Origin of the sequence: Roseburia sp. 1XD42-34 (assembly GCF_009917385.1) — a bacterium.
GTDB lineage: Bacteria > Bacillota > Bacilli > Bacillales > Amphibacillaceae > Virgibacillus.
In genome coordinates this window covers 29,500-55,778 of the sequence record NZ_QWLJ01000032.1, presented here as the reverse complement: position 1 = coordinate 55,778, position 26,279 = coordinate 29,500, and the positions used below count along the sequence as shown (strand labels likewise).

The 26,279-nt window shown below is 37.1% G+C and carries 26 protein-coding genes; 9 read left to right on the top strand and 17 right to left on the bottom strand.

The window, feature by feature from the left end:
* Window positions 1-739: 739 nt before the first annotated feature.
* Window positions 740-1,798, top strand: a complete 1,059-nt coding sequence (ytvI, locus tag D1839_RS14970; RefSeq protein ID WP_120380660.1) for a sporulation integral membrane protein YtvI — start codon at window positions 740-742, stop codon at window positions 1,796-1,798.
* Window positions 1,799-1,927: 129 nt separating this feature from the next.
* Here the strand turns inward: ytvI and D1839_RS14965 are convergent, their stop codons facing one another.
* From D1839_RS14965 to cyoE, 7 genes are all read right to left on the bottom strand, one after another.
* Complete coding sequence (locus D1839_RS14965) at window positions 1,928-2,383, bottom strand: DUF420 domain-containing protein (protein ID WP_120380661.1); 456 nt, start codon at window positions 2,381-2,383, stop codon at window positions 1,928-1,930.
* 345 nt (window positions 2,384-2,728) lie between these two features.
* Window positions 2,729-3,634 carry a cytochrome c oxidase assembly factor CtaG gene (gene ctaG / locus D1839_RS14960; protein ID WP_120380663.1) on the bottom strand — a complete coding sequence of 302 codons (906 nt, stop codon included), beginning with the start codon at window positions 3,632-3,634 and terminating at the stop codon, window positions 2,729-2,731.
* Between the two features lie 124 nt (window positions 3,635-3,758).
* Window positions 3,759-4,070, bottom strand: a complete 312-nt coding sequence (ctaF, locus tag D1839_RS14955; RefSeq protein ID WP_120380664.1) for a cytochrome c oxidase subunit IVB — start codon at window positions 4,068-4,070, stop codon at window positions 3,759-3,761.
* 6 nt (window positions 4,071-4,076) lie between these two features.
* Window positions 4,077-4,700, bottom strand: coding sequence for a cytochrome (ubi)quinol oxidase subunit III (locus tag D1839_RS14950; protein WP_120380665.1), 624 nt, complete (start codon window positions 4,698-4,700; stop codon window positions 4,077-4,079).
* Window positions 4,701-4,702: 2 nt separating this feature from the next.
* Complete coding sequence (gene ctaD / locus D1839_RS14945) at window positions 4,703-6,556, bottom strand: cytochrome c oxidase subunit I (RefSeq protein WP_120380666.1); 1,854 nt, start codon at window positions 6,554-6,556, stop codon at window positions 4,703-4,705.
* Window positions 6,557-6,594: 38 nt separating this feature from the next.
* A complete protein-coding gene (coxB, locus tag D1839_RS14940) occupies window positions 6,595-7,647 on the bottom strand; it encodes a cytochrome c oxidase subunit II (RefSeq protein ID WP_120380667.1) in 1,053 nt (350 codons plus the stop codon).
* Window positions 7,648-7,711: 64 nt separating this feature from the next.
* Window positions 7,712-8,653: a heme o synthase gene (gene cyoE, locus D1839_RS14935; RefSeq protein WP_120380668.1), complete on the bottom strand. Its 942-nt coding sequence runs from the start codon at window positions 8,651-8,653 to the stop codon at window positions 7,712-7,714.
* Window positions 8,654-9,859: 1,206 nt separating this feature from the next.
* Between cyoE and D1839_RS14930 the strand changes: the two genes are divergently transcribed.
* Window positions 9,860-10,810 carry a COX15/CtaA family protein gene (locus tag D1839_RS14930; protein ID WP_120380670.1) on the top strand — a complete coding sequence of 317 codons (951 nt, stop codon included), beginning with the start codon at window positions 9,860-9,862 and terminating at the stop codon, window positions 10,808-10,810.
* A 638-nt stretch (window positions 10,811-11,448) separates the two neighbouring features.
* Here D1839_RS14930 and pyc read toward each other — a convergent pair.
* The 3 genes from pyc to D1839_RS14915 all read right to left on the bottom strand — a co-directional run bounded on the left by pyc (window position 11,449) and on the right by D1839_RS14915 (window position 16,599).
* Window positions 11,449-14,892, bottom strand: coding sequence for a pyruvate carboxylase (gene pyc, locus D1839_RS14925; protein ID WP_120380671.1), 3,444 nt, complete (start codon window positions 14,890-14,892; stop codon window positions 11,449-11,451).
* Complete coding sequence (locus D1839_RS14920) at window positions 14,859-16,049, bottom strand: FtsW/RodA/SpoVE family cell cycle protein (RefSeq protein WP_120380672.1); 1,191 nt, start codon at window positions 16,047-16,049, stop codon at window positions 14,859-14,861. The genes pyc and D1839_RS14920 overlap by 34 nt, the downstream gene beginning before the upstream one ends.
* A 268-nt stretch (window positions 16,050-16,317) precedes the next feature.
* Window positions 16,318-16,599, bottom strand: a complete 282-nt coding sequence (locus D1839_RS14915; RefSeq protein WP_050352617.1) for a YlaN family protein — start codon at window positions 16,597-16,599, stop codon at window positions 16,318-16,320.
* 448 nt (window positions 16,600-17,047) lie between these two features.
* Here D1839_RS14915 and D1839_RS14910 point away from each other — a divergent pair, with 448 nt between their 5' ends.
* Window positions 17,048-17,536: a hypothetical protein gene (locus D1839_RS14910; protein ID WP_120380673.1), complete on the top strand. Its 489-nt coding sequence runs from the start codon at window positions 17,048-17,050 to the stop codon at window positions 17,534-17,536.
* A 470-nt stretch (window positions 17,537-18,006) separates the two neighbouring features.
* Window positions 18,007-18,612 carry a YhcN/YlaJ family sporulation lipoprotein gene (locus tag D1839_RS14905; RefSeq protein WP_120380674.1) on the top strand — a complete coding sequence of 202 codons (606 nt, stop codon included), beginning with the start codon at window positions 18,007-18,009 and terminating at the stop codon, window positions 18,610-18,612.
* A 406-nt stretch (window positions 18,613-19,018) separates the two neighbouring features.
* On the opposite strand, the gene D1839_RS14900 is transcribed toward D1839_RS14905, so the two are convergent.
* Window positions 19,019-19,309 carry a hypothetical protein gene (locus tag D1839_RS14900; RefSeq protein WP_120380675.1) on the bottom strand — a complete coding sequence of 97 codons (291 nt, stop codon included), beginning with the start codon at window positions 19,307-19,309 and terminating at the stop codon, window positions 19,019-19,021.
* 175 nt (window positions 19,310-19,484) lie between these two features.
* Between D1839_RS14900 and D1839_RS14895 the strand changes: the two genes are divergently transcribed.
* The gene (locus D1839_RS14895; RefSeq protein WP_120380676.1) at window positions 19,485-19,688 is read left to right on the top strand and encodes a YlaI family protein; all 204 of its coding nucleotides are present in this window, start codon (window positions 19,485-19,487) and stop codon (window positions 19,686-19,688) included.
* Between the two features lie 146 nt (window positions 19,689-19,834).
* Here D1839_RS14895 and D1839_RS21385 read toward each other — a convergent pair whose 3' ends face one another.
* Complete coding sequence (locus D1839_RS21385) at window positions 19,835-20,074, bottom strand: YlaH-like family protein (RefSeq protein WP_442970620.1); 240 nt, start codon at window positions 20,072-20,074, stop codon at window positions 19,835-19,837.
* A 217-nt stretch (window positions 20,075-20,291) separates the two neighbouring features.
* Here D1839_RS21385 and D1839_RS14885 point away from each other — a divergent pair, with 217 nt between their 5' ends.
* Window positions 20,292-20,462 carry a DUF5325 family protein gene (locus D1839_RS14885; RefSeq protein WP_158589674.1) on the top strand — a complete coding sequence of 57 codons (171 nt, stop codon included), beginning with the start codon at window positions 20,292-20,294 and terminating at the stop codon, window positions 20,460-20,462.
* A gap of 6 nt (window positions 20,463-20,468) precedes the next feature.
* Here D1839_RS14885 and D1839_RS14880 read toward each other — a convergent pair whose 3' ends face one another.
* Window positions 20,469-21,278 (bottom strand): inositol monophosphatase family protein, encoded by an 810-nt coding sequence (locus tag D1839_RS14880; RefSeq protein ID WP_120380678.1) that lies wholly within the window; start codon window positions 21,276-21,278, stop codon window positions 20,469-20,471.
* 500 nt (window positions 21,279-21,778) lie between these two features.
* A complete protein-coding gene (locus D1839_RS14875; RefSeq protein WP_120380679.1) occupies window positions 21,779-21,973 on the bottom strand; it encodes a hypothetical protein in 195 nt (64 codons plus the stop codon).
* A 386-nt stretch (window positions 21,974-22,359) separates the two neighbouring features.
* Here D1839_RS14875 and D1839_RS14870 point away from each other — a divergent pair, with 386 nt between their 5' ends.
* Window positions 22,360-22,974, top strand: a complete 615-nt coding sequence (locus tag D1839_RS14870) for a YktB family protein (RefSeq protein WP_120380680.1) — start codon at window positions 22,360-22,362, stop codon at window positions 22,972-22,974.
* Window positions 22,975-23,058: 84 nt separating this feature from the next.
* Here the strand turns inward: D1839_RS14870 and D1839_RS14865 are convergent, their stop codons facing one another.
* Complete coding sequence (locus tag D1839_RS14865) at window positions 23,059-23,352, bottom strand: UPF0223 family protein (protein WP_120380681.1); 294 nt, start codon at window positions 23,350-23,352, stop codon at window positions 23,059-23,061.
* A 266-nt stretch (window positions 23,353-23,618) separates the two neighbouring features.
* Here D1839_RS14865 and D1839_RS21380 point away from each other — a divergent pair, with 266 nt between their 5' ends.
* On the top strand, window positions 23,619-24,068 hold the full coding sequence (locus D1839_RS21380) for a transposase (protein WP_120380682.1): 450 nt from the start codon (window positions 23,619-23,621) through the stop codon (window positions 24,066-24,068).
* Window positions 24,037-24,198, top strand: a complete 162-nt coding sequence (locus tag D1839_RS14855) for a hypothetical protein (RefSeq protein ID WP_158589675.1) — start codon at window positions 24,037-24,039, stop codon at window positions 24,196-24,198. Before D1839_RS21380 ends, D1839_RS14855 begins: the two co-directional genes overlap by 32 nt.
* Before the next feature lie 418 nt (window positions 24,199-24,616).
* Here D1839_RS14855 and D1839_RS14850 read toward each other — a convergent pair whose 3' ends face one another.
* A complete protein-coding gene (locus D1839_RS14850) occupies window positions 24,617-24,724 on the bottom strand; it encodes a GapA-binding peptide SR1P (RefSeq protein WP_072742214.1) in 108 nt (35 codons plus the stop codon).
* Between the two features lie 337 nt (window positions 24,725-25,061).
* Complete coding sequence (locus D1839_RS14845; RefSeq protein WP_120380683.1) at window positions 25,062-25,946, bottom strand: polysaccharide deacetylase family protein; 885 nt, start codon at window positions 25,944-25,946, stop codon at window positions 25,062-25,064.
* Window positions 25,947-26,279 lie beyond the last annotated feature (333 nt).

Below are 26,279 nucleotides of genomic sequence, written 5' to 3'. Positions count from 1 at the left end.
ATGCCTCAAATGGATAATTAGCGCTTGACTTGAAGCATTACTTTTTATGCAACGCTAGTGAGGAAATTATAAAATTTTGCAGCTGTGGATAACTTACTAAGTTATTTAGCCACGTCCGGCGCAAGCGCCCAGCAACTAGGCGACTTCACGAAATCGCCTTTCGATAAGTCATCATTGGTTCGTGCCTCACCATGATTCCTTTATCTCACTTCATTCGTTCCACTCGCTACGTTGCTAAACGGGAGCTTGCGCCTTTGTTCTTTTAAATACGCTCGTTTGACCATTGTTTTGCTGTGGATCAAATCTTGTTTCAGATTAGCAAAACTCTCCTTCCCTTTTCAAACAGTGAGAGTTTACGAGGGCTTACATTCGGTATAAACCGATAGGTAAAAGTAGAGCCGTAGCCAGCTACAGAAATGAAAACTATTTCCCCCAATAAAGCGAAACTTCCATCAGCTGTGGTTTTCATCATCCTCACAGATAGTTACATCGTGTGTCCAAATAGGACATTTAAATGCCTATTATCTTCCTCTTAGGCTTGTTGCACCCACTCAGGGGTTTTTTCAGCACTTATTTGCAGATGAAAATACGATAACCAACTCTGATTTACTTTAAATGATACGTCTAGAATATATTCTTCCATTTTAATAAATATTTCTGTTCAAATGCGTTATTTAATGCTATATTTTTTATAAGTATACCGTAACTGTTTGATGATGAAAGGAGCCATCGTAATACTTTGTTTCGCAATCTAACTAAACGTCACTGGACATTTATTTTTTTAACTCTTTTATTAATCCTGTTATTCATTTTTGTAGTACCAATTTCAATTCCTTTAATCGTTGCTTTTGTAACAGCTCTTATTCTGAACCCAGTTATAAGGATGGTGCAAAAAAAGCTAAAGATTAATCGAAAAATATCTGTAACGATTGTTTTTTTATTATTTTTAATCGTTCTTGGCGTTGTGGGAACTTTTACAATTACTAGAGCAGTTACACAGGTTGTTAATTTTGTAGAAGATGTTCCGCAACACTTTAATGAATTAAATAGAATCTACCAAGATTGGGAAAGGCAACTTCAACATTACACAGATGATTTGCCTGACGAATTTGTACGACAAGTATCGTCCAGCATTGAAACGAATCTCAATGCGTTGAGTACAACCGCAAAAGAAACGATAACATTAGAACGAATCGCTCAACTCTTCGCCTCTATCCCACAATATTTAATTAGCTTTATCGTTTACTTAATTGCGTTATTCCTGTTCATGCTGGAATTGCCGCTTCTAAAGGCAAAAATGTACCATGTTATGACAAAGGAAACAGCAGAAAAAGTATCATTTATGAATCATCGAATTACAAATGTATTTTTAGGGTTCTTTAAAGCTCAGTTTTTAGTAAGTCTGATTATTTTAGCCGTCACACTAGTTGGCCTTTTCCTTATTACGCCAGAAGTAGCGATTATTATGTCGTTAATTATTTGGATTATTGATTTAATCCCTATCATCGGCTCGATTGTCATATTAGGTCCATGGGCATTATTTATGTTTATGGCAGGAGATACATCACTAGGCATCCAGCTAGCTATATTAGCTGTCATCTTGCTAGCCATTCGCAGGATTGTCGAACCTAAAGTAATGGGTCAGCATATAGGTCTCTCCCCATTAGCTACTCTAATTTCTATGTTTATCGGTTTAAAGCTACTGGGAATATTAGGATTTATACTTGGTCCGTTAATCCTAATTGCTTTTAATTCAGCAAAAGAAGCAGGAATTATTAAATGGAATGTAAAGATTTAAGTAACTAACTGAACGGTTAACGTCGTTTCGTCTATCGGTTCTGTTATCTACCAACTACTTTATTCAACCGGATTAGGATACTACGAAAATAGGACAAAAAACGGGAAGTTCGTCTGACTCCCCGTTTTTTTACGTTCCTAAGATGGCTTTGATTAAACTTGTTGTTTCCCCGCCTTCATATAAAATATATAGTAGCAAGTATACTGCAACTCCGGTAATCGCAGTGAAAAACCAAATCACACTAGTTATGGGTCCAACCTTTCTATGTACACGAATGTTACGTTTAAATGCCAATGTCAATGTTACTATACCAAAAATGGCCCCCGTGGTAGCTAATATAATATGGAATACCAAAAAGATCGTATAATATATTTTTAAATCCTCCGGACCTCCAAAGCTAGTATTCCCTACAAATATTGTTCGAGAAACATAAATAATAAAAAATATTGTTGCACTAACTGCAGCAGTTATCATGGCTTTTTTATGTTTTACAGCTTCTCCTTTAGCTATAAAGCGCCACCCAATCGCTACAAAAACGGCACTTAAAACAATAAAAAAAGTACTTATTGTTGGTAAAATTGGCATTAAAAAATCTCCTTTCCCACGCAAATTAGTTGCAAATCATAGCTGTTTTCCCCTATATCATATCTTGGACTATAGGAATATAATAGACTTTGCAAAAAAGATAGTTGCCCCATCACTTATGAACAACTGCTTATTATAGGAGAAGCAGTTTCATTTCGTGAAGCTTTATAACTTGACCGAATAAAGTAGAACAAATTTGATTTATTACAACCACCCTTTGCTCTACTTCATCCCTTTTGTCTTCCACCATGTTTAATAACTTAATAGTTAAAACCAGAAGTCTTCTGCTCTTTTGCATATCCGTGTTGGTATACATAACCTACTACATCTTTTGTCCAAACGACTTCATTGGGAATGTTGTACTTCTGTCTGAATCGGATCCACCTTTAAACTTTCTTCTGTAAACCATTTAAAGAAGACTCTTGCCAGGATAGTACCGTAGGTGATTTCTTGCATAATCTTCATAATGATACCACCAAGCTGCTGATCTTCTAACGTACTCATCGGCGAGAACATTTCTGGACCGCTAATTTGTACAGCCATTCCTTCCAAAATATCTCCTGGGACACATAACGCAAGCGCTTGTAACCATGCTCCATTTTGGCTATATGCAGCAAACAACGGCTCGTCAGCAAATATGATTAGTACACAAGCTGGTGTAATTAATACACCATTAGCAAAAATGTAAAATATTTTTAACAGCGGCCGCATTGTATCCATTTCTTTAATCGGCGCCAGTAGAGGCCACCAAACGATGAACGCCGCAATTAAAATAATTAGTGAAATAGACGTATGGGCAACTTGTGACGATTTAGCAAAATCAAATATTGCTGGAATATGGTAAAGAGAAAATAGCCCATTAAATAACAGTAACGAAATAAGTGGTTTGGTCAATAGTTGAAACACCGGTTTTATAATCGGTGCATGGATAATTTTTTTCCAAATCCACACTGGAACACCCTTAATTACTAAAATCGGGAAAATTAAATAATAAACAGCCATTTGCATCATATGTGCTGTAAGCATAATATGAGACAACAAATCTATTGGCGCACCCTTTACTGCATAGAGTAACACTAATGCAAGCAAAAACATGAATTGTTGCATGCTCGTGGGTTTCTCCTCCCCACCGAATTTATGCCGATAGGGACCAGTTATGAGAAAATAAGCGACCCCTAACGCAAATATGAACAGGAGAAAATAGGGGCTCCATAAAGCTCGAAAACCAAAAATTTGTAGTTCTAGCCACATGTAAAATCACCTCAAAAGGATTGTCCTTTCTATTATAACATTTATAAATTTATGGACAGCAATAAGATTTGACAATTTCAAAACATTCGCAGAAATGGAAAAGGTCGGGAATCCCCGACCTTATTTACCACCATACAATAGCTACTAACGCAGCTATTGTTAACATTGCAGCAAACACTCCACCATAAATCATCACGGACGGAAATTCATGACCTCTATCCTTCATATGCATAAAATAGTAGAATTGGAAGCCAACCTGAACGACCGCCAAGATGAGTAATAATGGAACAGCAAACATCTTATCCATTGCGTTTGTCGCTACTATCGCAAAGGCGACAATGGTAAAACCAATCATTAACACAAATGTAATCAGTTGCTTTTTCATTTCTTCTTTATTCTTTTGCTTTTGAAATGAATTGGTATTGGTGTTATCCATCTTGTATTAACCCACCTTCCCCATTAGATATACAACTGTAAAGATAAATACCCATACAACATCAATAAAGTGCCAGTATAAGCTGAATGTATTAAATTTCGGCGCATTATATAAATTCAATCCACGTTTTGCATTTCGCACCATTAATGCAATTAACCAGCTTATTCCAAACACCACGTGTCCACCATGGAAGCCAACAAGCGTGTAAAACGCAGAACCGAATGCGGATGATCTAAACGTGAATCCAAAATCAGTAATATAGTGATAGAACTCGTAAATTTCACAACCGAGGAATCCGATACCTAAAAAGGCTGTAATTCCTAGCCATAACTGCATTTTCTTAAAATCATTATTTTTCATATGATACATGGCATAAACACTTGTTAATGAACTCGTTAATAGTAACATAGTCATAAGAAAAACAAGCTCTAAACCAAATATATCCTCACCGCTCGGACCGCCAGCAGTTGAGTTGCGAAGTGCTAGAAAAGTCCCGAACAGGCTAGCAAATAATACTGTTTCTCCGCCAAGAAAGAACCATAAGCCGAAAAATTTATTTTTTCCTTCTAATGTAGCCTTAGCTGGATCTTCAGGCATTGTTTCTGGATTTAAGGAATGATCGTGACTCATAATTAGTCCGCCTCCCTTTCAAGTTCTGCTTTGCTAATATGATAACCATGATCATCTTTTAATGATCGCATCAGCATGGATCCTAACGCAATTCCCATACCAATAAATATTGCAAAATTCCAAGCCTGATGGTCAGTTTGATAAATGAAGCCGAACCCTGCAATAAAGAAACCGAAAGAAATGATAAACGGCAAGATTGAACTATTTGGCATATGGATGTCACCAAGCGGCTCTGCAGGTGCCAGATTATCTTTACCATCCATTTTTTCCACCCACAAAGGATCCAGACCACGTACAAGTGGCAATTGCTTAAAGTTGTAATATGGAGGCGGAGATGAAATTGCCCATTCCAACGAACGCCCATCAAACGGATCTGCAGATGCTTTTTCTCCTTTAACCGAAGTATAAATAATATTAATTAAAAATATGGTTGCACTAATTGCCATTAGGAACGTACCAATTGTACTGACCAAGTTCCCTGTATCTAAGCCTTGATCTTCCAAGAATACCCAGTAGCGTCGTGGCATTCCCATAAGACCTAAGAAATGCTGAATAAAGAAGGTTAAATGAAATCCGATAAAAAATAACCAAAAGCCTATTTTTCCTAGTTTCTCATTTAATATTCTGCCAAACATTTTTGGCCACCAATAATGCAATCCCGCAAAAAGACCAAATACAACCCCACCAACAATAACATAGTGGAAGTGAGCTACAACAAAGTACGAATCGTGGTATTGGTAATCAGCCACAGCAGATGCAAGCATAATACCTGTCATACCACCAATTGTAAACGATGGTATAAAACCTAATGACCATAGCATAGCTGAATTGATCGTTATACTTCCGCCCCACATCGTTGCTAACCAGTTAAAGATTTTAATTCCAGTTGGTACAGCAATCGCCATCGTTGCTATCGCAAAGATCGCATTCGCTACTGGACCTAAGCCAACCGTAAACATGTGGTGTGCCCAAACCATAAAACCTAAGAAAGCAATTAACATCGTTGCAAAAACCATTGACGTATAACCGAACAAACGCTTTTTGGAAAATGTTGGTATAACCTCACTAAACACTCCAAATACTGGCAAAATCAAAATATAAACTTCCGGGTGAGCGAAAATCCAGAATAAATGTTGCCAAATGATAGAGTTCCCCCCTAAAGCAACATCGAAAAATGCCGATCCAAACATACGATCAAACATCAATAAAAACAAGCCTACCGTTAATGCAGGAAATGCAAATAAAATAAGTGTACTTGTAACAAATGTCGTCCATGTAAATAACGGCATGCGCATATATGTCATTCCTGGTGCCCGCATGGTAACAATTGTAGCTAAGAAATTAATCCCACCCATTAATGTACCGGCACCAGAAATCTGTAAACCCAATACATAAAAGTCAACTCCATGTGTTGGTGATACCGCAGATAATGGTGTATAGGCAGTCCAGCCTGCATCTGGTGCTCCACCTAAAAACCAGCTACAATTTAAAAGAATGCCTCCAAACATAAATAACCAAAACCCTAATGAGTTTAAAAACGGAAATGCCACATCACGTGCACCAATCTGCAGTGGCATTACTGCGTTCATTAGTCCTAACAACAACGGCATTGCTGCAAGGAAAATCATGGTTGTTCCATGCATGGTAAACATCTCATTATATAACCCTGCACTAATAAAATCATTTTCAGGGGCAATTAATTGAATACGAATAAATAAAGCTTCGAGCCCGCCGAGGATAAAGAAAAATCCTCCACCAACTAAATACAAATGTGCTATTTTCTTATGGTCAACTGTCGTTAAATAATCCCATAGAAAAGCACCGAAGCCTCTTTTTTGAGCAGCTGCAATACTCAAATTATAAACCTCCCTTTTAAATCTTCCACCCTTTATTATTAGTTACCCGCACTCTCTGGAGTTATTTCCGATGGCTTTAATTGCAGCAAGTATTCTGCAATACTGTCTGCCTCTTCTTCCGATAGTTTAGGGTATTTACCTGTCATCAAGTTACCTGGTTTTATAGACTCTGGATTTAATAACCAGTCAACCAGATTTTCCTTGTTAGTTTCAAGGTAACCAGCAATCTTGGTTCGATCTCCGAAGTTAGTTAAATTAGGTCCAACCGCATTTGGTGAAGATCCAATCGCATGACAGCTTAAACAATTATTCGCTTCCATTGCTGCTTTACCATCTTGAGCCACGGCGTCTTGTGGTTCTTCCTTAGGGTCTACAGCTTGCATATCAGATACCCATTGCTCATACTCTTCTGGACTAACGGCTATGACTTTAAAGTCCATGAGTGAGTGTGAAGGCCCACATAATTCCGCGCATTTGCCCCAATAAACCCCTTCTTCATTTGCTTCAATATACATCGTGTTTTCGTTTTCAGGATTCACATCCATCTTCCCCGAAATACTCGGCACCCATAAAGAGTGAATAACATCTGAGGATTTCATATTCAAATATACTTTTTTGCCAGTTGGGATGTATAAATCCTGACTTGTTTGAATTTCTTCATTTGCATAGCTAAAATGCCACCAATATTGATTTCCTGTCACATCAATATTGATATGTTCACTTTTGCCGGACTCATCGGCTAAATCAAAGGTTGCAGCAACAGTAGGTACTGCAAGGATCAAAACTAAAATAATTGGTATTACGGTCCAAATGGTTTCCAGTTTTTTACTACCCTCCACCTGCTTTGGAATGTACCCCTCCTGTCCTTTCTTTTTACGAAAGCGTATCAATGCTATCGAGTAAATAGAAAGAACAACAATAAATACAAATGTCATAATTACTGTTGAAAGAATAATTAAATTCATGGAAGACTCCGCACCATACCCCTTTGGTACAAGAGCTGTTAAGTTTTCCTTTCCACATCCTGCAAGGATAATGGTAAGAAAGCTTAAAAGGAATACAAATTTAAATTTTCCCATCCAACCTTTCATGTATCCATACCTCTCTTTCTTTTCTTGATGCTCCTTATATAAAAATTCATTAAGGACAAAATCACTAGAATGGTGAGTTCCACGTTACAACAACCATCATTAAAAAGAAGATGGTCAAATAGTTCAAGGAATAAACAAAAATAATATTTGCCCATTTAATATCATTTTTCATATAAAAACCACTGACCCCAAGCACTAACCACCCCATGTTCAGTAAAGTTGCCAACATAACAAATGTTGTTCCTAAGGACGCTAAATAAAATGGCAGTGGTAATAAACACGTGATATAAATGACAATTTGTCGTTTGGTAAATTCAAGCCCATGTACCGCAGGAAGCATGGGTATTTTTGCGGCTTTATATTCTTCATTTTTTCGGATAGCTAATGCTAAGAAATGCGGTGTTTGCCATATAAACATAATTAGAAATAATACAAGTGGAACAATGTGGAAGTTCGGATCTACCGCAGCCCAACCAATCAACGGAGGGGCAGCTCCAGAAAAGCTACCAATCGTAGTATTCAGAGTATATCTTCTTTTGGACCACACGGTATACAAAACCACATACACAAACCAGCCTATAAATGCAAACAGCATTGCTTGTATGGTTGTAAATAACAAGAGAATAAAGCCGACGAGAGATGTTATAATACCAAGTACAAGTACAGTTTGAAGTGAAATTGTTCCAGTTACTGTTGGTCGCGTTTTCGTTCTTTTCATCATCGGATCAATATCAACGTCATACCAATTATTTAACATGCATCCACCGGCAATTACTGCAGCGCTTCCTAACATAGTAATCATAAACGTGCCAATATAATCAGAAAATGAGTACCCACTAAAGTAAATTGCCAGCCAAAAACCAGCGAATACAGTAATCAAATTGGAGTTGATAATCCCTATTTTGATCAACGATTTAATATCAGTTAGTAGAGAATTCGATTTGTTTTCCTCAGCTACTGAGGTGTCAGTAACAACTTGTGAAGCTGCTGCATCTACTTTTTCCATCCCTTTCCCCCCCTTTATGCTTATGCAGAAATAATAATACTTGCTCACAAAAGAGAGTTACGACTGTATTACTCAAAAAACTCAATTATATCATGGTTTTTTTTACAATTTAACAGCAGTGTGCCAAAACCCCCTCATGCCTATTCTACTTCAATTCAAGTAACTTTTTGTGACATTTTTGTGAATCATTTGTTACAGTTGCGAATTATTTTAAATTAATGAATAAAATACCTATGTACGCAATTTCTTTTTACATTATCTAACAGCTGTAACAAAATCCCCTACACTATTTCTAGCAAACAAATGAGAACAATGCAAGCGTTTTTTATTATTATAGTGAAAATCGCTCCAATTCATGTTACGATTGATTCGCTTGGTATACATGCAATCTATCGTTTGTACGATAATTTAATTTAATCGAAGCTGTAACAATTCTGTGTCATATTGAACTATTTATAATCAATTCTTTGCTTTTTAGGCGGTATTAATATTATGATAAATCTATCAGCGATTTAAAAACTCAAATTGATATACACATAATAGTATGCTAAATAACTGAACAAAGGCGCAGAGCGCCCGTTTAGCAACGTAGCGAATGGAGCGGATCAACTGAGATACAGGAATCATACTCCTGCAACAGGAGTATGCCGACGCCTGAGCGGCAAGCCCGTTTTTAGTCGGCCTTCCTCTTAACCTCGAACCGATGATGACTTATCGTAGGGCAATTTCGTTAAGTCGCCTAGTTACTGGGCGCTTAAGCTGGACATGGCTATTCCATTATATCGTTATCCCAAAGCAACAATTTTTATACTTTCTTATCTTTTAAAAAAGAACACTTTGTCTCTATCCCTTAAAACATCATTGTCTTGCCTTAAGACGGGAGCGCTTTTTATAGTTTGATAAAGTTGTTGCATCCATCTAAAGATTATTTTTTGACTGTAATAAGCTCTATCATGCTTCCCCTTATCTGAAAGTGGCTTAATACGAGTAGATTTGTAGTAGAAATTTTCGGCACCCATTATGGTAACATTATGAAGAAAGCAAAGATTACAAGCCATTTTTTATGAATTATGTATTCCTAATATTACATAGTGATGTGGTTAATTCAAGATCGGAGATTCGAAAAGTGAGTCTATCATGCTCTTAGTTGCAATTACAATTAAGACAACTTCGGAGAGAATAAAACGCATAAAGTGAGGCATTTATATGATGAAAAGCTTAAAATGGTTATCTATCGTAGCAACACTTGGTATGACATTTGTGTTACTCGGCGGAGCCCTTGTAACAAAAACTGGATCAGAAGATGGCTGTGGCAACAGTTGGCCATTATGTGAAGGTGAATGGATTCCTTCAGAGATATCACCAGAACTAATTATTGAATTAAGTCACCGTTTAGTTACCGGAGTAGTTGGTTTCGCAGTTGTAGGCTTAGCCATATTAGCCTGGATAAAGATAGGCCATATTCGGGAGGTTAAATTTCTATCAGTCCTTTCGGTACTATTCTTAGTATTACAAGCGCTTATTGGTGCTGCCGCTGTTGTATGGGGACAATCTGATTTTGCCCTCGCTGCTCATTTTGGTATTTCGTTGATTTCGTTTGCGGCAGTATTTCTGTTAATGCTACTTATTTTTGAGATAGATAAAAAATTCGATGCAAAATCATTATTCATTAAAAAATCTCATCGACTTGAGATTTATGGACTTACAATTTACACAATGCTCGTTGTTTATACAGGGGCTTTGGTTCGGCATACAGAAGCAAATTTAGTATGCAAAAGCTGGCCGTTTTGCAATAACGAAGCTCCGTTAGCATTTTCTAATTATGTTGGACCACAATGGATTCAAATGGGGCACAGATTAGCCGCTGGTATTTTATTTATCTGGACAATTACATTTTCTTTTCGAATGCTACGTCACTATAAAAATAATAAATTGATGTACTGGGGCTGGTGGACAGTCATGATTTTAATTACTTTACAAGTATTTTTTGGAGCTATGGTCATATTTACTCAGTTGCATCTAGCTACGGCATTAATGCACGCACTTATCATTTCGCTGTTTTTTGGAATGTTAACCTATTTTATTCTCCAGGCAACTCGAAGCGGAAAATACGCAAAGCAATTGGAAGGTAACAAGTCAAATGTCCAATCTTCCTAAAAAGAGATTACATTGAAAACAAAAAGAACAAAGGCGCAAGCGCCCGTTTAGCAACGTAGCGAGTGGAACGAAGCAACTGAGGTAAAGGAATCATGGTGAGGCACGAACCAATGATGACTTATCGTAGGGCGATTCGTGAAGTCGCCTAGTTGCTGGGCGATGAAGCCGGACGTGGCTAAATAACTTAGTAAGTTATCCACAACTGCAAAATTTTATAATTTCCTAGACTAGAACAAAGGCGCAAGCGCCCGTTTAGCAACGTAGCGAATGGAACGAATCAGGATTTTAGGCGCTGTTACCTCCCGCTTCTACTTGTTCAGCTCACATCTTCCATTCTTAGACCATGGGAGTCTACAACGCCTTTTTACGGGATAAAGAAAACATGCCACTAAAACTAGGGTATGCCAACGTCTGGGCTAAAAGCCGGTTTTTAGACAGTCTTCCGCATTAGAGGCGAACCGATGAAATCTTATCGTAAGGCGCATTTCTAAAGTCGCATCGTTGCTGGGCGGTCGATCCGGACCGTGACTATTCGGTTATTTTGTTATCGACAAGCACCTCATTTTATAGTTTCCTATACAAATACAAAAAAGAGAGCAGGAAAACTTGCTCTCTTTTTTAGCTACAGAGACGTGATTTTATTCAAATTCAATAAGTAAATCATCCACAGCGATACTATCGCCATCCTTCACATTCACATGCTTAATGACTCCCGTAAATGGAGCTTGCACCGTTGTCTCCATTTTCATCGCCTCATTGATTAATAAGTGGTCACCTTTATTAACACGTTCCCCTGCCTGGCGTAGTACTTTGATAACTGTTCCTGGCATCGTAGCTCCAATATGTTTTTGATTATTTTTATCAGCTTTTGGTCTCATTTCGACTTCAGATTGAATGCTTTGATCCTTTACAACAATCTCCCTTGTCTGTCCATTTAGTTCAAAGTATACGACACGCGTTCCATCTTCTCTTGGCTCTGAAATAGACACGAGTTTTACAATTAATGTTTTCCCTTGTTCAATTTCCACTTCAACTACTTCTCCAAGCTTCATCCCATAGAAGAACGTTGGGGTGTCCAATACCGACACATCCCCATATTTATCATGGAACTTATGGTAGTCCATGAATACTTTCGGATAAAGTGCGTGAGAAATTAAATCAAAGCTGGTTACCTGTCGGTCCAAGGTTTTAAATAATGTTTCTTTTAATTGTGTAAAGTCAACTGGTTCCAACAACTCTCCAGGTCGCACTTTTATTGGGTCTTTTCCTTTTAGAATAATTCGTTGTAACTCTGGTGGAAATCCTTGATAAGGTTGTCCAATATAACCTTGGGCAAATTCAATCACAGAATCTGGAAAGTCAATGGTTTCTCCACGCTCATAAATATCGTCTTCTGTTAAATTGTTTTGTACCATGAATAATGTCATATCACCAATCACTTTTGACGATGGTGTAACTTTGACAATATCCCCAAACATATCATTCACTTGACGGAACATCGATTTTACTTCATTCCAACGATCTTCCAAACCTACGGCTTTCGCCTGTTGTTTAAGGTTACTATACTGCCCTCCAGGCATTTCATGCATATAAATCTCTGTATGTGGTGCTTTCATGCCACTCTCAAAATCACGGTAGTATTCTCTGATTCCTTCCCAATAATAGGAAAGCTCTTCATAAGCTTTCACATTTACCTTCGGCTGACGCTCATGTCCTTCCAGTGCATGGTAAAGAGTTTGCGCGCTTGGCTGTGAAGTTAACCCTGCCATCGGACCTGCAGCTACATCTACAGCGTCTACTCCGGCATCAATCGCTCTTGCGTATAAATAGATGCCATTTCCACTCGTATCATGCGTATGCAAATGGATTGGCAGGTCAATCGTTTCTTTTAACGTAGAAATCAATTGATATGCCGCTTCAGGCTTTAATAAGCCGGCCATATCTTTTATTCCAAGAATATGGGCTCCACAATTCTCTAATTCCTTCGCCAGATTTTTATAATAGCTGATATCATACTTTGTCCGCCCTGCGTCTAATATGTCGCCAGTATAACACACCGTTGCTTCAGCAATTTTATTATTGTTACGTACAGCTTCAATTGCCAACTGCATCCCTTCTACCCAATTCAAGCTATCAAATATTCGAAATACATCTATGCCTGCTGTCGCACTTTTTTCTACAAACTCCTTAATGACATTATCTGGGTAATTTTTATATCCGACGGCATTACTCGCCCGGAGTAACATTTGCAATAATACATTAGGCATGCTTTCGCGTAATTTCAGCAAACGATCCCATGGGTCTTCCTTTAAAAATCGGTAAGCAACATCAAAGGTTGCTCCACCCCACATTTCAACAGAGAACAAGTTAGGAAGCATTCTTGCAGTTGGTTCGGCGATGCGATGCAAATCTTTTGTCCGCACTCTTGTAGCTAATAACGATTGATGCGCATCACGAAAAGTAGTATCTGTCAATAACACCTCTTTTTGTTCCTTTAACCAGGTTGCTAAACCTTCTGGGCCGCGCTCATTCAAAATTTGCTTCGTACCTGAAGGAATAGGCTTAGACAAATCCACCTTTGGAATTTGTAGTTCAGAAAAAGCTGGTTTGTCTTTATTTCCATCTTTATCTACACCATTGACGGTCGTATTTCCAATATACGTAAGCATCTTCGTTCCACGATCTTTGCGCTTTGGAAACACAAAAAGCTCAGGCGTATTATCAACAAATGTAGTATCATAAACTCCAGATAAAAAGTTTTTGTGCAAAATAACATTTTGTAAAAAAGGGATATTTGTTTTAATTCCACGTATACGGAATTCTTTTAAGTTTCTGACCATTTTTTGCGCAGCCTGTTCAAAATTCAATGCCCAAGTCGAGACTTTAACTAATAAAGAATCATAATGCGGCGAAATAACCGATCCTTGAAAGCCGTTTCCTGCATCTAAACGAACGCCAAATCCCCCTCCTGAGCGATATGCCATAATTCTTCCAGTATCTGGCATGAAGTTGTTCAATGGGTCCTCCGTTGTTACACGTGATTGGATGGCGTAACCTATGGTAACAATTTTATCTTGCTCTGGAATTCCAATCGATCCATCATGTAAGTTCCTTCCCTCGGCAACTTTTATTTGCGTCTGAACAATGTCAACGCCTGTAATCATTTCGGTAATCGTATGTTCAACTTGTACACGCGGATTTACTTCTATAAAATAGTATTTATCCTTGGTCACTAAAAATTCAACGGTACCAGCATTTAAGTAATCTACATTTTTCATAAGTTTGACCGCAGCTTCACATATTTGCATGCGCAAATCTTCAGAAAGCGATGTACTCGGTGCCACTTCTACTAACTTTTGATGCCTCCGCTGTACTGAACAGTCTCTCTCGTACAAATGAACAATATTCCCATGCTGGTCACCAATTATTTGAACTTCGATATGTTTTGGGTTTTCAATCAGTTTTTCTAAATAGATTTCATCATTACCAAAAGCGGCTCTAGCCTCTGATTTCGCTCGATCATACGCCTCTGCAAGTCCTTGCTTACTGCGGACAATTCGCATACCTCGTCCACCACCGCCTAAAGAAGCTTTAATAATGATCGGGAACCCATGTTTATCTGCAAATCTCTCCACTTCTTCAAGTGAATAAACAGGACCATCGCTTCCTGGTATAATCGGCAATCCAGCCTGTGTAGCTTGATAGCGGGCTTTTACCTTATCACCAAACATATCCAAATGCTTACTTGTAGGACCGATAAAGATAATCCCTTCTTCTTCACAGCGCTTTGCAAAATTAATGTTTTCAGATAAAAAACCGTATCCGGGGTGGATCGCATCGACGCCCACACGTTTCGCTAATACGATAATTCCTTCGATATCTAAGTAAGCGTCAATCGGCTTTTTCCCTTCTCCAATTAAATACGCTTCATCCGCTTTATAGCGATGATAGGAACTTAAATCTTCTTTAGAATAAATAGCGACTGTACGAATATTTAATTCGGTACAAGCCCGAAACACCCGAATCGCAATTTCCCCACGGTTGGCAACTAATATTTTGTTGATCTGTTTGAGTTGTGCCATGATCTTCCTCCTCGATATGTTTGTGATATGTGACGATTGTTTTGTTTTTCTTCTGCTGGTTCCATTTCTCTTTTTTTTATATGCATAGCTATATTATTTAAAATCCCCATTGATATTAATAACACCAAAAGAGATGAACCGCCATAACTGACAAAGGGTAATGGCACACCTGTGATCGGCAGCAACCCGCTTATGGCGCCTAAATTAATAAACGCCTGTATTCCTACCATGGATGAAATACCAATTGCCAATAAAGCGCCAAAGCTGTCCTTTGCTTTTCTAGAGATAAATATCCCTCTTAAAACAATGATAGCTAACAAACCAATAACAATAACTACACCGATAAAACCCAACTCTTCTGCAACAATTGCCATAATGAAATCTGTGTGTGCTTCTGTTAAGTATCCAAGCTTTTGTACACTTTGCCCCAATCCTTCACCAGTCAGTCCGCCATTGCCGATAGCAACATAAGATTGGATTAACTGATACCCATGAGAATCAGGAGTTTCAAATGGCTGATAAGCTCCTGTAAATCGAGTAAGTCGTTCATCGGTAGCCATAAAAGGTAATGCCAACAACAAAAACACAACACCAATGAATATAAGTAATGATAAATGCTTGAAACGAATACCTGAACTAAAAATAACCGAACAAGCGATGAGAAAGACTATCGAAGCTGTACCAATGTCCGGCTGCAGAACAATAAGCGCTAAGATAACCCCTGTTATGACAAGGGGAGGTAAAACCGCCCGACTAAATTCACGAATATACTCCTGTTTTTTAGAGTATACAGATGCTAAATACATAACGATGGCAAGTTTAGCAAATTCTGCTGGTTGAATTCCCAAAAACCAGGATTGCGCATTATTGACTGTTGAACCAAACAATAATACTCCTATTAATAATAGTATTACACCAAGTATAATCGGTTTGATTAATTTTTGATAGTACCGATATGGAAAAGCACAACAAATAATGAATCCAACCAAGCCCATTGCAAATCGAACAGCTTGCTGGGTTAAATAATGATTTGCAGGTTGCCCTTGAACAACTGCGAAAACCATACTTGCACTATAAATCATTACTAAACCAAAAGCAGCCAATAAAATTGGTGTTATTAATAGTGTGTAATCATAATCTTTTAATTTATGTAACATATTCTTCTCCCTACTAAATATGTAATACAAGAGCTTGTCCAAGAAATGGCTATAAGGAAACGTAATAAATTATTTAAATCTATACATTTTAAGTAGCTTCTACACGCTGATTCGTGCTTTATTTTTACATTTTCACTCTTGTAAGCCGATTCTTTCCTAATTGCAAGCCCCGATTACAGATATTTGAAACAAAAAAACCTTGCCGATATGATTATGCAGGCAAAGTTTTTGCTTTTTAAATTCTCGCAAAAACCGAAGATAAGTAGGATTATACGGAATTTTGCGCTGCTTCGTGCAGAATATTTAACTTCCTCTCCAGATCTTCTAAAATTGCTTTACCTTCACTTTCGCTAATTAAGTTTAAACGAACAGCAAAATCAATCTCCCTGGAAAGCCCAAACATTTGTGTATCCAATACCTCTTCATATAATGGGCATTGTGGCATTGTTAAATTATCTATTTGAACTTCTATGAGTCGCAAAATTTTATCAGCATCAGCCTTGAGAAGGGCATGGGCTTTTTCGCGATGATTTACAGTCACCTCTGGCATCAAATCTATCCCCTCCGTTATCAAAGACTTCTTTCTATATTATATTATCGTTAGTACAACTAAAATGCAAATAAAAAAATATTTTTTCATGGTTGTTCTAAATCCAATGAAAGCGAGTGTTTTATCCCTCCGTTACCGTTTACAAGATACTACCTACTTTTTGTAAAAAAATTCATTATAGCTTCTCTTCTGTAGTTCTTACGATTAGTTAAAAAAGCTTTAAAACCTCTTTAGATAGCGAGTTTTCTCCTTTATGTTTACCATAACAGGATTTCCGGTTACTTTCCACTTTTTTACTATTATCATATAACTAGAATATTTTTTTTGAAAAAGAAGTAAAGTACTTCCGTTTTTATATTGATTTTTAATTCGAACGTAGCTCGAAATGAATGAAATTATCTTTAAGGTTTGCTATCCTAAATAGGAAATCAAATATGAGGTGATGATTATGATCGTACCAATTAAAGGTAAAGTTACATACCCCATTACATTAGATCCTTCCGTTTGGATATTTGATGATCGTAAAATTGAATGGGAACATGCATTTACAGACAGCAGTAACGTTTTAGAGGATAATGAAAATGATTTAAAACGAGCTTCAGAAAGATGGGAAAAAGAAGTTTCTGAACAAGTGAAGCCACCAGTAAATCGCAGTATAAAACGCTATGAACGTGATAAAATTTTAAAGAGCTCTTATGTTATTCCATTGGAAGATTTTTTAAATCACGCAGAAATTAAAGCTGATGCTACAGAAGCTGTTTTGATTCGTGAGATTGGAAACGTCACCATTCCATTAGTTGAATTATTTAATAGTTATTTCTTATTTTCAAAAGATGGAAAGCCATTAAGAACCGATGGCCCCGTACATCTATACTATAAGGACGGAACAAACAAAAATAATCCGATAACACATATTAAAGGTATCTCTATTCAATAAAGTGAATCTATCAATCAGTGGGAGTATCATTTATTCCCCGCTGATTGACTGATTGTCAGATGAACGAAGCGGGCATTTAGGTGCTGTTATCTCTCACTTAGACTTGTTGCAGTACGGATTATTCAACTTCTGAAATGGGGTCTTCCAACAGCCGAATCTCTCTATCCCCTATCCTAAACAGCATATAGTCATTTATTTCGTAGCTTTTTTTTCGGTTGCTAGCCCCCTTAGACCGGATAAAATATGGATTTAATAATATCCTTCATAGACAGCGAGGGATTTCTTCGCTGCCTGTTATACCCTCAAAGAGAGCTCTACACAATAGCAGTTTATATATAACTGTTCTTCCCCCTCTTCTGCTGTAAAAAACTGAAACTCTTTCCACCTAACGTCGCCTTCATCCAATTTGTATATTTTCTTAACTTCTATGCAAAATAATTGTAATTGGATTTATGGATGGAGGAATGATGATGAGATTGTCTCTTATAACAATCACACTTTTTAGCTTGTTTGTTTTTACAGCTTGTAATCAAGAAAATCGTGAAGAAGCAATTTCGAACGAAGAAACAGATAAACAATTCGAACAAGTAAAAAACTCAGATCCAAATCAACCACAACAATTATCCAACACCGAAATCGCTGATCATTTGGCAAATATCGCTAGCGACGTTCCTAACGTAAATGATGCTGTTTCTGTCGTTGCTGGACCTTATGCAGTAGTAGGGATAGATGTGGATAAAGACTTGGACCGTTCTAGAGTGGGTACTATTAAATACAGTGTATTAGAGGCGTTGTATGATGATCCTTATGGCAAAACTGCTGTCGTTATTGCCGATGCGGATGCCAATGAAAGAATTCGCGGGATGGCCGATAAAATCGAACAAGGACATCCTATCTACGGCATTGTAGATGAATTAGCCGCAGTTGTTGGACGGTATATGCCTGAGTTTCCGATTAATAAAAATAGACCAAAGGAAAGTGACCCAAATAAAGAAGTTATCCCTGAAAATGAAAAAGAGCAACTGGAAAATACCGAGGAAGAACAATCTAATCATTATAAGCATAATGAACCTTAATATAATGGAAGTGTGCTCTCTAATTTCAAACACCTTGATTTTCCCTGGTAAGCGATAGAATAATGGAAAAATGCATTATCCCAAGCTAATTATGAACGACTTTTTCACTTTGACGATCGGCTTTTTAGCTGGAGCAGCTTTTTCGTTTCACGAGCGACTATATGAATACCGCTTGTAAGGCAAGTGAATTTTCAATTAGAGGGGGTTTTCATGTCATCCCAAATGAATGAAGGGTACAACTGAAAAGACACGAAGCCGAATCTCGTCATGTCATTTCAGTTGGATCCCACGTTTATCCCTAATTTCACCTTGTAGATTGGATAGCAGATTTTACTATCCACTCATGAGATAAACATTAATCTTACCTCAGCAATAAAAAAATTCCGCTATAATTAGCGGAATTTTTTTATTGCTGATATTCACTTGTATTGGGCTCTTTGTTTTGTGCGTAATATTGAACTCCAAACTGTGAGCCTTCCGAAACCATTTTAGCATTTTCTAATTGTGCTAAATCCTGGTTCTCAGACTGATCTGGTACCCCTGCATCCTCAAAAGTGGTGCGGATACTATTTTGGTAACTTTTTACTTTCTGTTTTACCATGTCCCTATTTTCTTTATCCTTTAGAAAATACCCAGCTACTGTAGCTCCAATAACGCCTGCAGCTCCAGCAGCGGAATATAAATATTTCTTTTTCATCGAATCGCTCCTTCTTGTCTTAGTTAATTACCATTACCCTTTCCGCTATTTCATCAAACATAAGAATGTGCTATACTAAAAAATAATATATTTTATTTCTTGAAATAAAGCTACAGTCAAGTTAGCTTAGTTTTTATGGTTCTTTATGCTTATTCTTCGATTTTGAGGTGAAATTATGCAAGTGAAATGTACAATTTGCGATACGGTGGAAAGTATTCATGACCACTGCTTTGAAGCTAAACGCTTAAGAAACAGAAGAATCCATATGCATTTATGCCAAGCTTGTTATGATAGAATTGGCAAAAAAACGAAGGAACGCCACGCAACTGGAAATTTCCGCTTATATACAGCAAAAAAGCCAGCCGATGATTTTATATAGCTATACCGTTTAGTAACATTAAAAACCAGAAGAATCAAAGACTCTTCTGGTTTTTAAGATCTTTAAGATCGTAAAGCGGTTCTGCTGAGACCGTTCCCCCAGACGCCAGGATCAATTTAATTAGCTTCCTATGTAAAAACACAATGCTAGCGATTTTTTCTTTCACGATGCAAACGAAATCGATAAATCGCTAAAACCGCAGATATCACTATTAAGCTTTCTGTTATTGGGAGTTGAAATATACTAAATATAGTTAGTAAGTAAACTCCAATTGCGAGCATGGTATATACAAAAACCGTTTTTAAAGGCGAAAGTTTTCTGGCAAACCCCAGCTTAAACGAAATAACACTAAAAATTAAATTCAAAATGTATAAAGTCAAAAACATATTTTCGGCTCCAAATTGTTCTAAAAGAAAATTGAAAACAAAGCTGAAACTTCCTTCCATAGCCATCCCCCATAATTATATATCTCGTCATCCATGTACCATCATACTAAATAATGTTTCCTTTCGCCAGTTATAATCTCCTTAAGCAACGCATTACGTTTTGAACTCCAGCCTAAATTCCTTTATACTAGATGGTGAAAAAGAGGTGGATGGGAAGATGAAAAAACTAAATATACCAATGCTGCTTTTAGCTATGCTTGTCATCTCAATGTTTATAGGTGTAGGCGCCGCTATTGCTTATCGTAATATTTGGCTCGTTATATTATTTTTATTGTTAGGCTTTGGATTTATGGGAACGGGCATCCGTTTTAAAAAAACAAGGGAGTGATAAGATTCACTTCCTTGCCTGCTTTATATAATCGGTTATAATTTTCTCTTGTATCACAGGATTCCCGGTTGCAATTGAGGTTTTAGAGAGCATATCAATATTATCACCATCAATCGTAGTCGTTACACCACCAACTTCGTTTACAATCACCATTCCCGCAGCATAATCCCACGGAGAAAGACTTAACGTTAAATAATTATCCATTATACCTTCTGCCACGTAAGCAAATTCCAATGCAGCAGAACCATAAGTGCGTGTCCCTCTTACGTCTTTTACAAGTTGTTGCATCCGCTTTTCTTCCACTAAGCGATTTTCACATAACCAAAAATGGTTCATACTAATCATCGCTTGCTGGAAAGGAACACCACGATTAAGCTGTGATAGCCTCTCATTGTTTTTAAAAGCACCTTCACCTTTTTTCGCACTGTATAGGACGTCTTCCATAACATCATAAATAAATCCAATTTCACCAACACCATTATTAAATATGCCAATTGATATTGCAAAATTTCTTTTTTGGTGGACAAAATTCATCGTACCATCAATCGGATCAATAATCCAAACAATTCCGTCCATAGAGTCTAACTGATCTCCATATCCTTCTTCACTCAAAATCAAATGATCAGCGTAGGTGCGCTTAATATTTTCAGCAAAAAAAGCTTCTGTCGAACGGTCCATCTCCGTTACCAAATCATTGGGGTTGGATTTGGTACTAATAGTTAACGGGTTATGGATTTGTTCTCTTATTTTTGCACCTGCTTCATATATCCATTGTTTAGCCTGGGAAAAAATGATATCACGCTGCGCTTTATTCATCTGTATATTCCTCCATTCAATACTACCTATAATAGTACCAAATTTTAGATGTTCCGTCATGAAGTTTTACATGTCTCCCAATCCCGAACTATAAAGGAAGCTTTTCATATAGAAGCCTTATGCAATGTAGCATTTTCTTTATTCTTACTTCATTAAGAAACCGATCATTTCTGAGTTCTCGAATTATCGCTATTAATTTTTTAAGAAACCATTTTGAAAATAACATCGCTGGCGGGGAATACATTGCTTTTACAGATGGCAAATAAAGTAATCAATTAGTAGAGGGTTTTTATTCATTCCCCACCGATTGTACCGAAATGGTATGACCTAAAGGTCGCTTACGAAATAGGACATTTAGGTGCTGTTATCTCACACTTAGACTTCTACAGTACAGCTTATCCAACTCCTTGAAGTGGGCCGTCTTACAAGTACCTTGTAAACGGGATAAAAAGCGATCAGGACAATCGTAAGTTTCGACAATGGAAGGTTTTCACTTCTGCTCACTTTCGATCCTCCATTTCCAGCCATTGCTTCCTTAAATTGATTAACCGTTCTTTACTTTTTATAATAGCAACCGTATCATCCTGCTTCATTGCATCATAAAGTGTTACTAATTCATAATCAATTTCCATGCGAATCACTGGTAACTTTTCCCGAGCTTCTTTTTTACGTAAAGTTTCCATTACGTACTTCAAATCTTTCACATCCTATCCAAAGCTTCAAATTTTAGGGGGCTTTACATATTTTATGACCGTTTTTTAAATTTGGTTCGACTAACGACTCAGTTACGAGCTTACTTTAAAGTCATCGTTACAAATAGATAATCTGACAACTACAGACGCTCACAAAACAACATGTTCTAGACAATGCAATGCTTGCTGTCTTCACCTATTCCCTTTTTTGTCATATTTAAACTCCAGAGTAAATTAATGTGTATTCATAACCATTTAAGAATGATAACATGTATAGCTTGACTTGTATTCTTTCATATTAAATAATGATGATAACGTGAATGGATTACCATTTCCAGTCAAATTTCACATTAGCATGTGGATATAATCTACCGGAAAGGACGATATAAATGACATTTAATGGCTTTGAAAAAGCAGATTTTGATACGTTTTCTATTGACGGGCTCGAAAATAGGATGAAAGCCATTCAGACTAGAATTCAGCCCAAATTTCAAGAGATCGGCAACGAATTAGTAGACCATCTAGCAACACAACTAGGAAATGAAATGTTTCTACATATCGCTAAACATGCGAGAAGAACAGTAAATCCACCAAAAGATACATGGTTAGCAGTAGCAAATAATAAGCGAGGGTATAAAAAGCACCCACACTTTCAAGTAGGGGTATTCGATGATCATGTGTTTGTCTGGTTAGCACTGATTTATGAATTAGATCATAAATCAGCCATCGCACAAACATTTTTGGATCATTTCGAGCAATTGAAACAACTCCCGGAGAGCTTTGTTTTTTCGTTGGATCATACTAAAAAAGACGCTAAACCATTACAAGAACTAAACAGACAAGATTTAGAAAGATTTAGAGATGTAAAAAAAGCAGAGTTTTTAATAGGGCAACATTTTTCTAAAGAAGATGAGCGCATTTATAACGGACAATACTTTTTAAAGGAATTGAAAGCTACGGTTGAGCCATTAATTCCTTTTTATAAACTTGCTTTAAAAAGCTAACCATACAACTAAATGGTTATAGACAGTTCTTTCTCACGATGTAGAAAAAGCAATTCATTGATACAACAAAGGAAAGAAGCACTTTTATTTAAGCTTCTTCCCTTTTGTTTTATCCATCATTATAAAATGTTCTTCCGTTTCCTTCGCTTGTTTAATGACATGAAAACTTGAATATCCTGAACCTTGTTTAAAAGTTGCAAACAATTTCTTCTCTTCACTTTTACTTGGAACTACTTGTTTAAATCCCCGATAAGCAGCCAACAAAATGTCTTTTTCCACTTTTTTTTCATACGCCTGCTCAATCAAACTAAAAAACTGGACAACTTGAATAACTTCTTCTTTTGTCCAAGTATCATCAATTGGATAATGATAACTCATCTCATTTCCTCCATTTGCACATTCATATTTATCAATACTTTTCAGTGTAAGCAAAAGCAGAGGGAGATGCAAACAATTTTCCCATTATCATTGGCATGATTTTGTGTTCTTTCAATGGAATGGATAAAATTTGCCAGGATGCGCCCGTTTAGCAACGTAGGAATCGAACGAATTGACGAAAGATAAAGCGAACCTTCCATCAGCGAGGTTTTTCTTCATCCCTCCTGATGGCTAGTAACCCAAGGGTATGACCTAAAGGCCCTTGAATGAATCGGAATTTAGGTGCTGTTACCTCCCACTTCGACTTGTTCAGCTCACATCTTCCATTCTTAGCCGTGAGACCGTGGGAGTCTACGCCTTTTTACGGGATAAAGGAATCATGCACTAAAATCGGGGTATGCCGACGTCTGTGGCGGCAAGCCCGTTTTTGTCGGCCTTCCTCTTACAGGCGAACTGATAAGACCTTACCGGAGGGCGCATTTCTAAAGTCGCATCGTTGCTGGGCTCATGAGCGAGACGTCACTATTCGGTTATTTCGTTATCCCCAAGCACCTTATTTTATTATTTCTTATCTTATTAAAAAAACTGGCACCAATCCTGTTATCAAACAATCAGGATCTGGAAACGGATATGCTGGACGTATTTCTAACCAAGGGAACGCAAATTTAAGGAGAGGTGTATACAATGCAGGGAAAAAGCCTTTCAGTTCACAATGACGTTTTAACTCCTTTCGCAAACGGCTTGAAAGATAAGGATAAAAAAGCTGGCGCAATATATATCGCAATGGGAAATAAATTCTTTAAAATTGCTTTTGCTTGCAAGAACGAACCATTTAAAATAGGATAATTCAACATATAATTACAAAACAGAAGACCTTAAAAAGATAACTTTACCGTTAGTTGCGTAAATGAATAAAAATATACATGCTCCATTCTCTTGATTCGAGTGGAGATCGGATCTAATTTTGCTTAGGTAGATTTGACCTCGATGTTTAGCCTTACCCCACTCGACCTGTAAATGCGAATTAGTACGTTATTTATCTATTTTGTACTCCATGCCAGATTGCATCAATGCAAATAAGAATCGAGTGAAAACCCATTTCTGAATCAAGAAAATAAAGCCTTTTTCATAAAAAAATTGGTTAAATGCTACTTATAAAAAATGATAACTACAGTAGGTCTGTTAGAGTTACTCAAACTTGAAAAAAGTACTTGACATTGTAAGCTATACAAAAAAGCTGCTTGAGGCAGCTTTTTTGTATAGCTTATTTATTTTCACGACAAGTCGGACATGTACCATAAAGAGTTGTTACTTTCTCTTCTTCATACTGTTCAATGATTGTTTGGCATTCTTGGCAAACTACTGTGCCCACAAGACCAACCCCTTTTCGTTATGATAACGTATTCATATTATAATATGTCACAATACAAAAATCAACCCCATTTAGTATGACACATTCAATTAGAACGCTATTTTTCATCAGCAAGAATTGTATTCTTCGTTCCAACTTTAAAAAAGATACAAAACTTTCAAGTAAATCACATTGCAGAAATATCTCTATTTGTTGTTTGCCATTACACAACACAAAAAAGACTCCATATTAGTTGGATTTCCGATAACAGAATGAATCTATGATGGGGTACAGTTCAACATATGGAGTCTCTATATTCAGTTATTCAAAAGCTCAAGTAAACGTCGTTAAACTTCTCCTACTCCCCCTCCAATGTTTGGATAAGCTTCGGATCTACTATCTCATATCCTTTATCACGTAAGCCTTTAACAATATCTGCTAACGCTTTGTTTGTCCATTCGCGATCATGCATTAACAAATTTGCTCCTGGCTTTAGTAAAGAATAAGTAACATCCACTTCAGGACCTTCTCCGCTCACCATGGCTTCTGTTAGCTTATTAGCCTCTTGATAAGGCGCAAAATAATCGTAACCATACGTCCAGTTCATAACGACCATCCCTTGTTCCTTAGCTACTTGCTTAGAATGATCACTATTCATACCATGCGGTGCACGGAAAAATTTCGGACGTTCTCCAATAATTTCTTCAATCTGATCACTTACACGAACGATTTCTTCTGTTTGTTCCTGTTCTGACAAATCCGGAAGCTTAGGGTGGCTATATGTATGGTTGCCAATTACAAAGCCCATCTCATGAATTTCTTTCAGCATATCCTTTTGTTCTTGTGTTTCCAGAAAGTGACCATTCACGAAGAAGATTGCATTTGCATTTAAATTCTTTAATGTTTTGGCCATTTCCAATGCATGCTTATCTGGAACATCATCGATCGTTAAAAGCACAACTTTCTCATTCGTACCTTCGTTTATTGGCACAATCATTGCATCTTCAGAAACTTGATATTTAGGTTTTTCTTTTTCAGGATTTTCTTGCCTATCTTCGCTTTTATCCTCCTGATTAGCTTCTTCCTTGTCCGCTTCGTTCTGTTTTTCTTGCTGCTGATCATCTTTCTTTTCTTCTTTCGATCTATCTGCATTTGTGGGTTGAGCATTCTCTTTATCCGCTCCACATGCGACGATAAATAATGTAGTTAAGATGAAAGTGACCATTAAAATAGCTTTTTTCATATAGGTCCTCCTGTCCCGATCAACTGTATAAAATCTCCATTCTATTATAGACTGCTGGAAATTAATTGACAACAATAATCTACAGGTTTCGACTTCAAATACGATAAGAATCCATTTTTGTACGAGACATGTTTATTTATTTGAACGATAAGATAGAATAAAAACGAGACTTTGTTCAAAAGAGTATCAACGCTTTGGTAGCTACCCTGAATGCTTGTACTTATCGTACGATAAGTTTGGCTTTAAAAAGGCAAGACTTCAATCTTAAAACTGCTCTATTTAGCAGCTCGAACGGTCGGATATAAAGGTAACGCACTAGGATAATTGATAGAT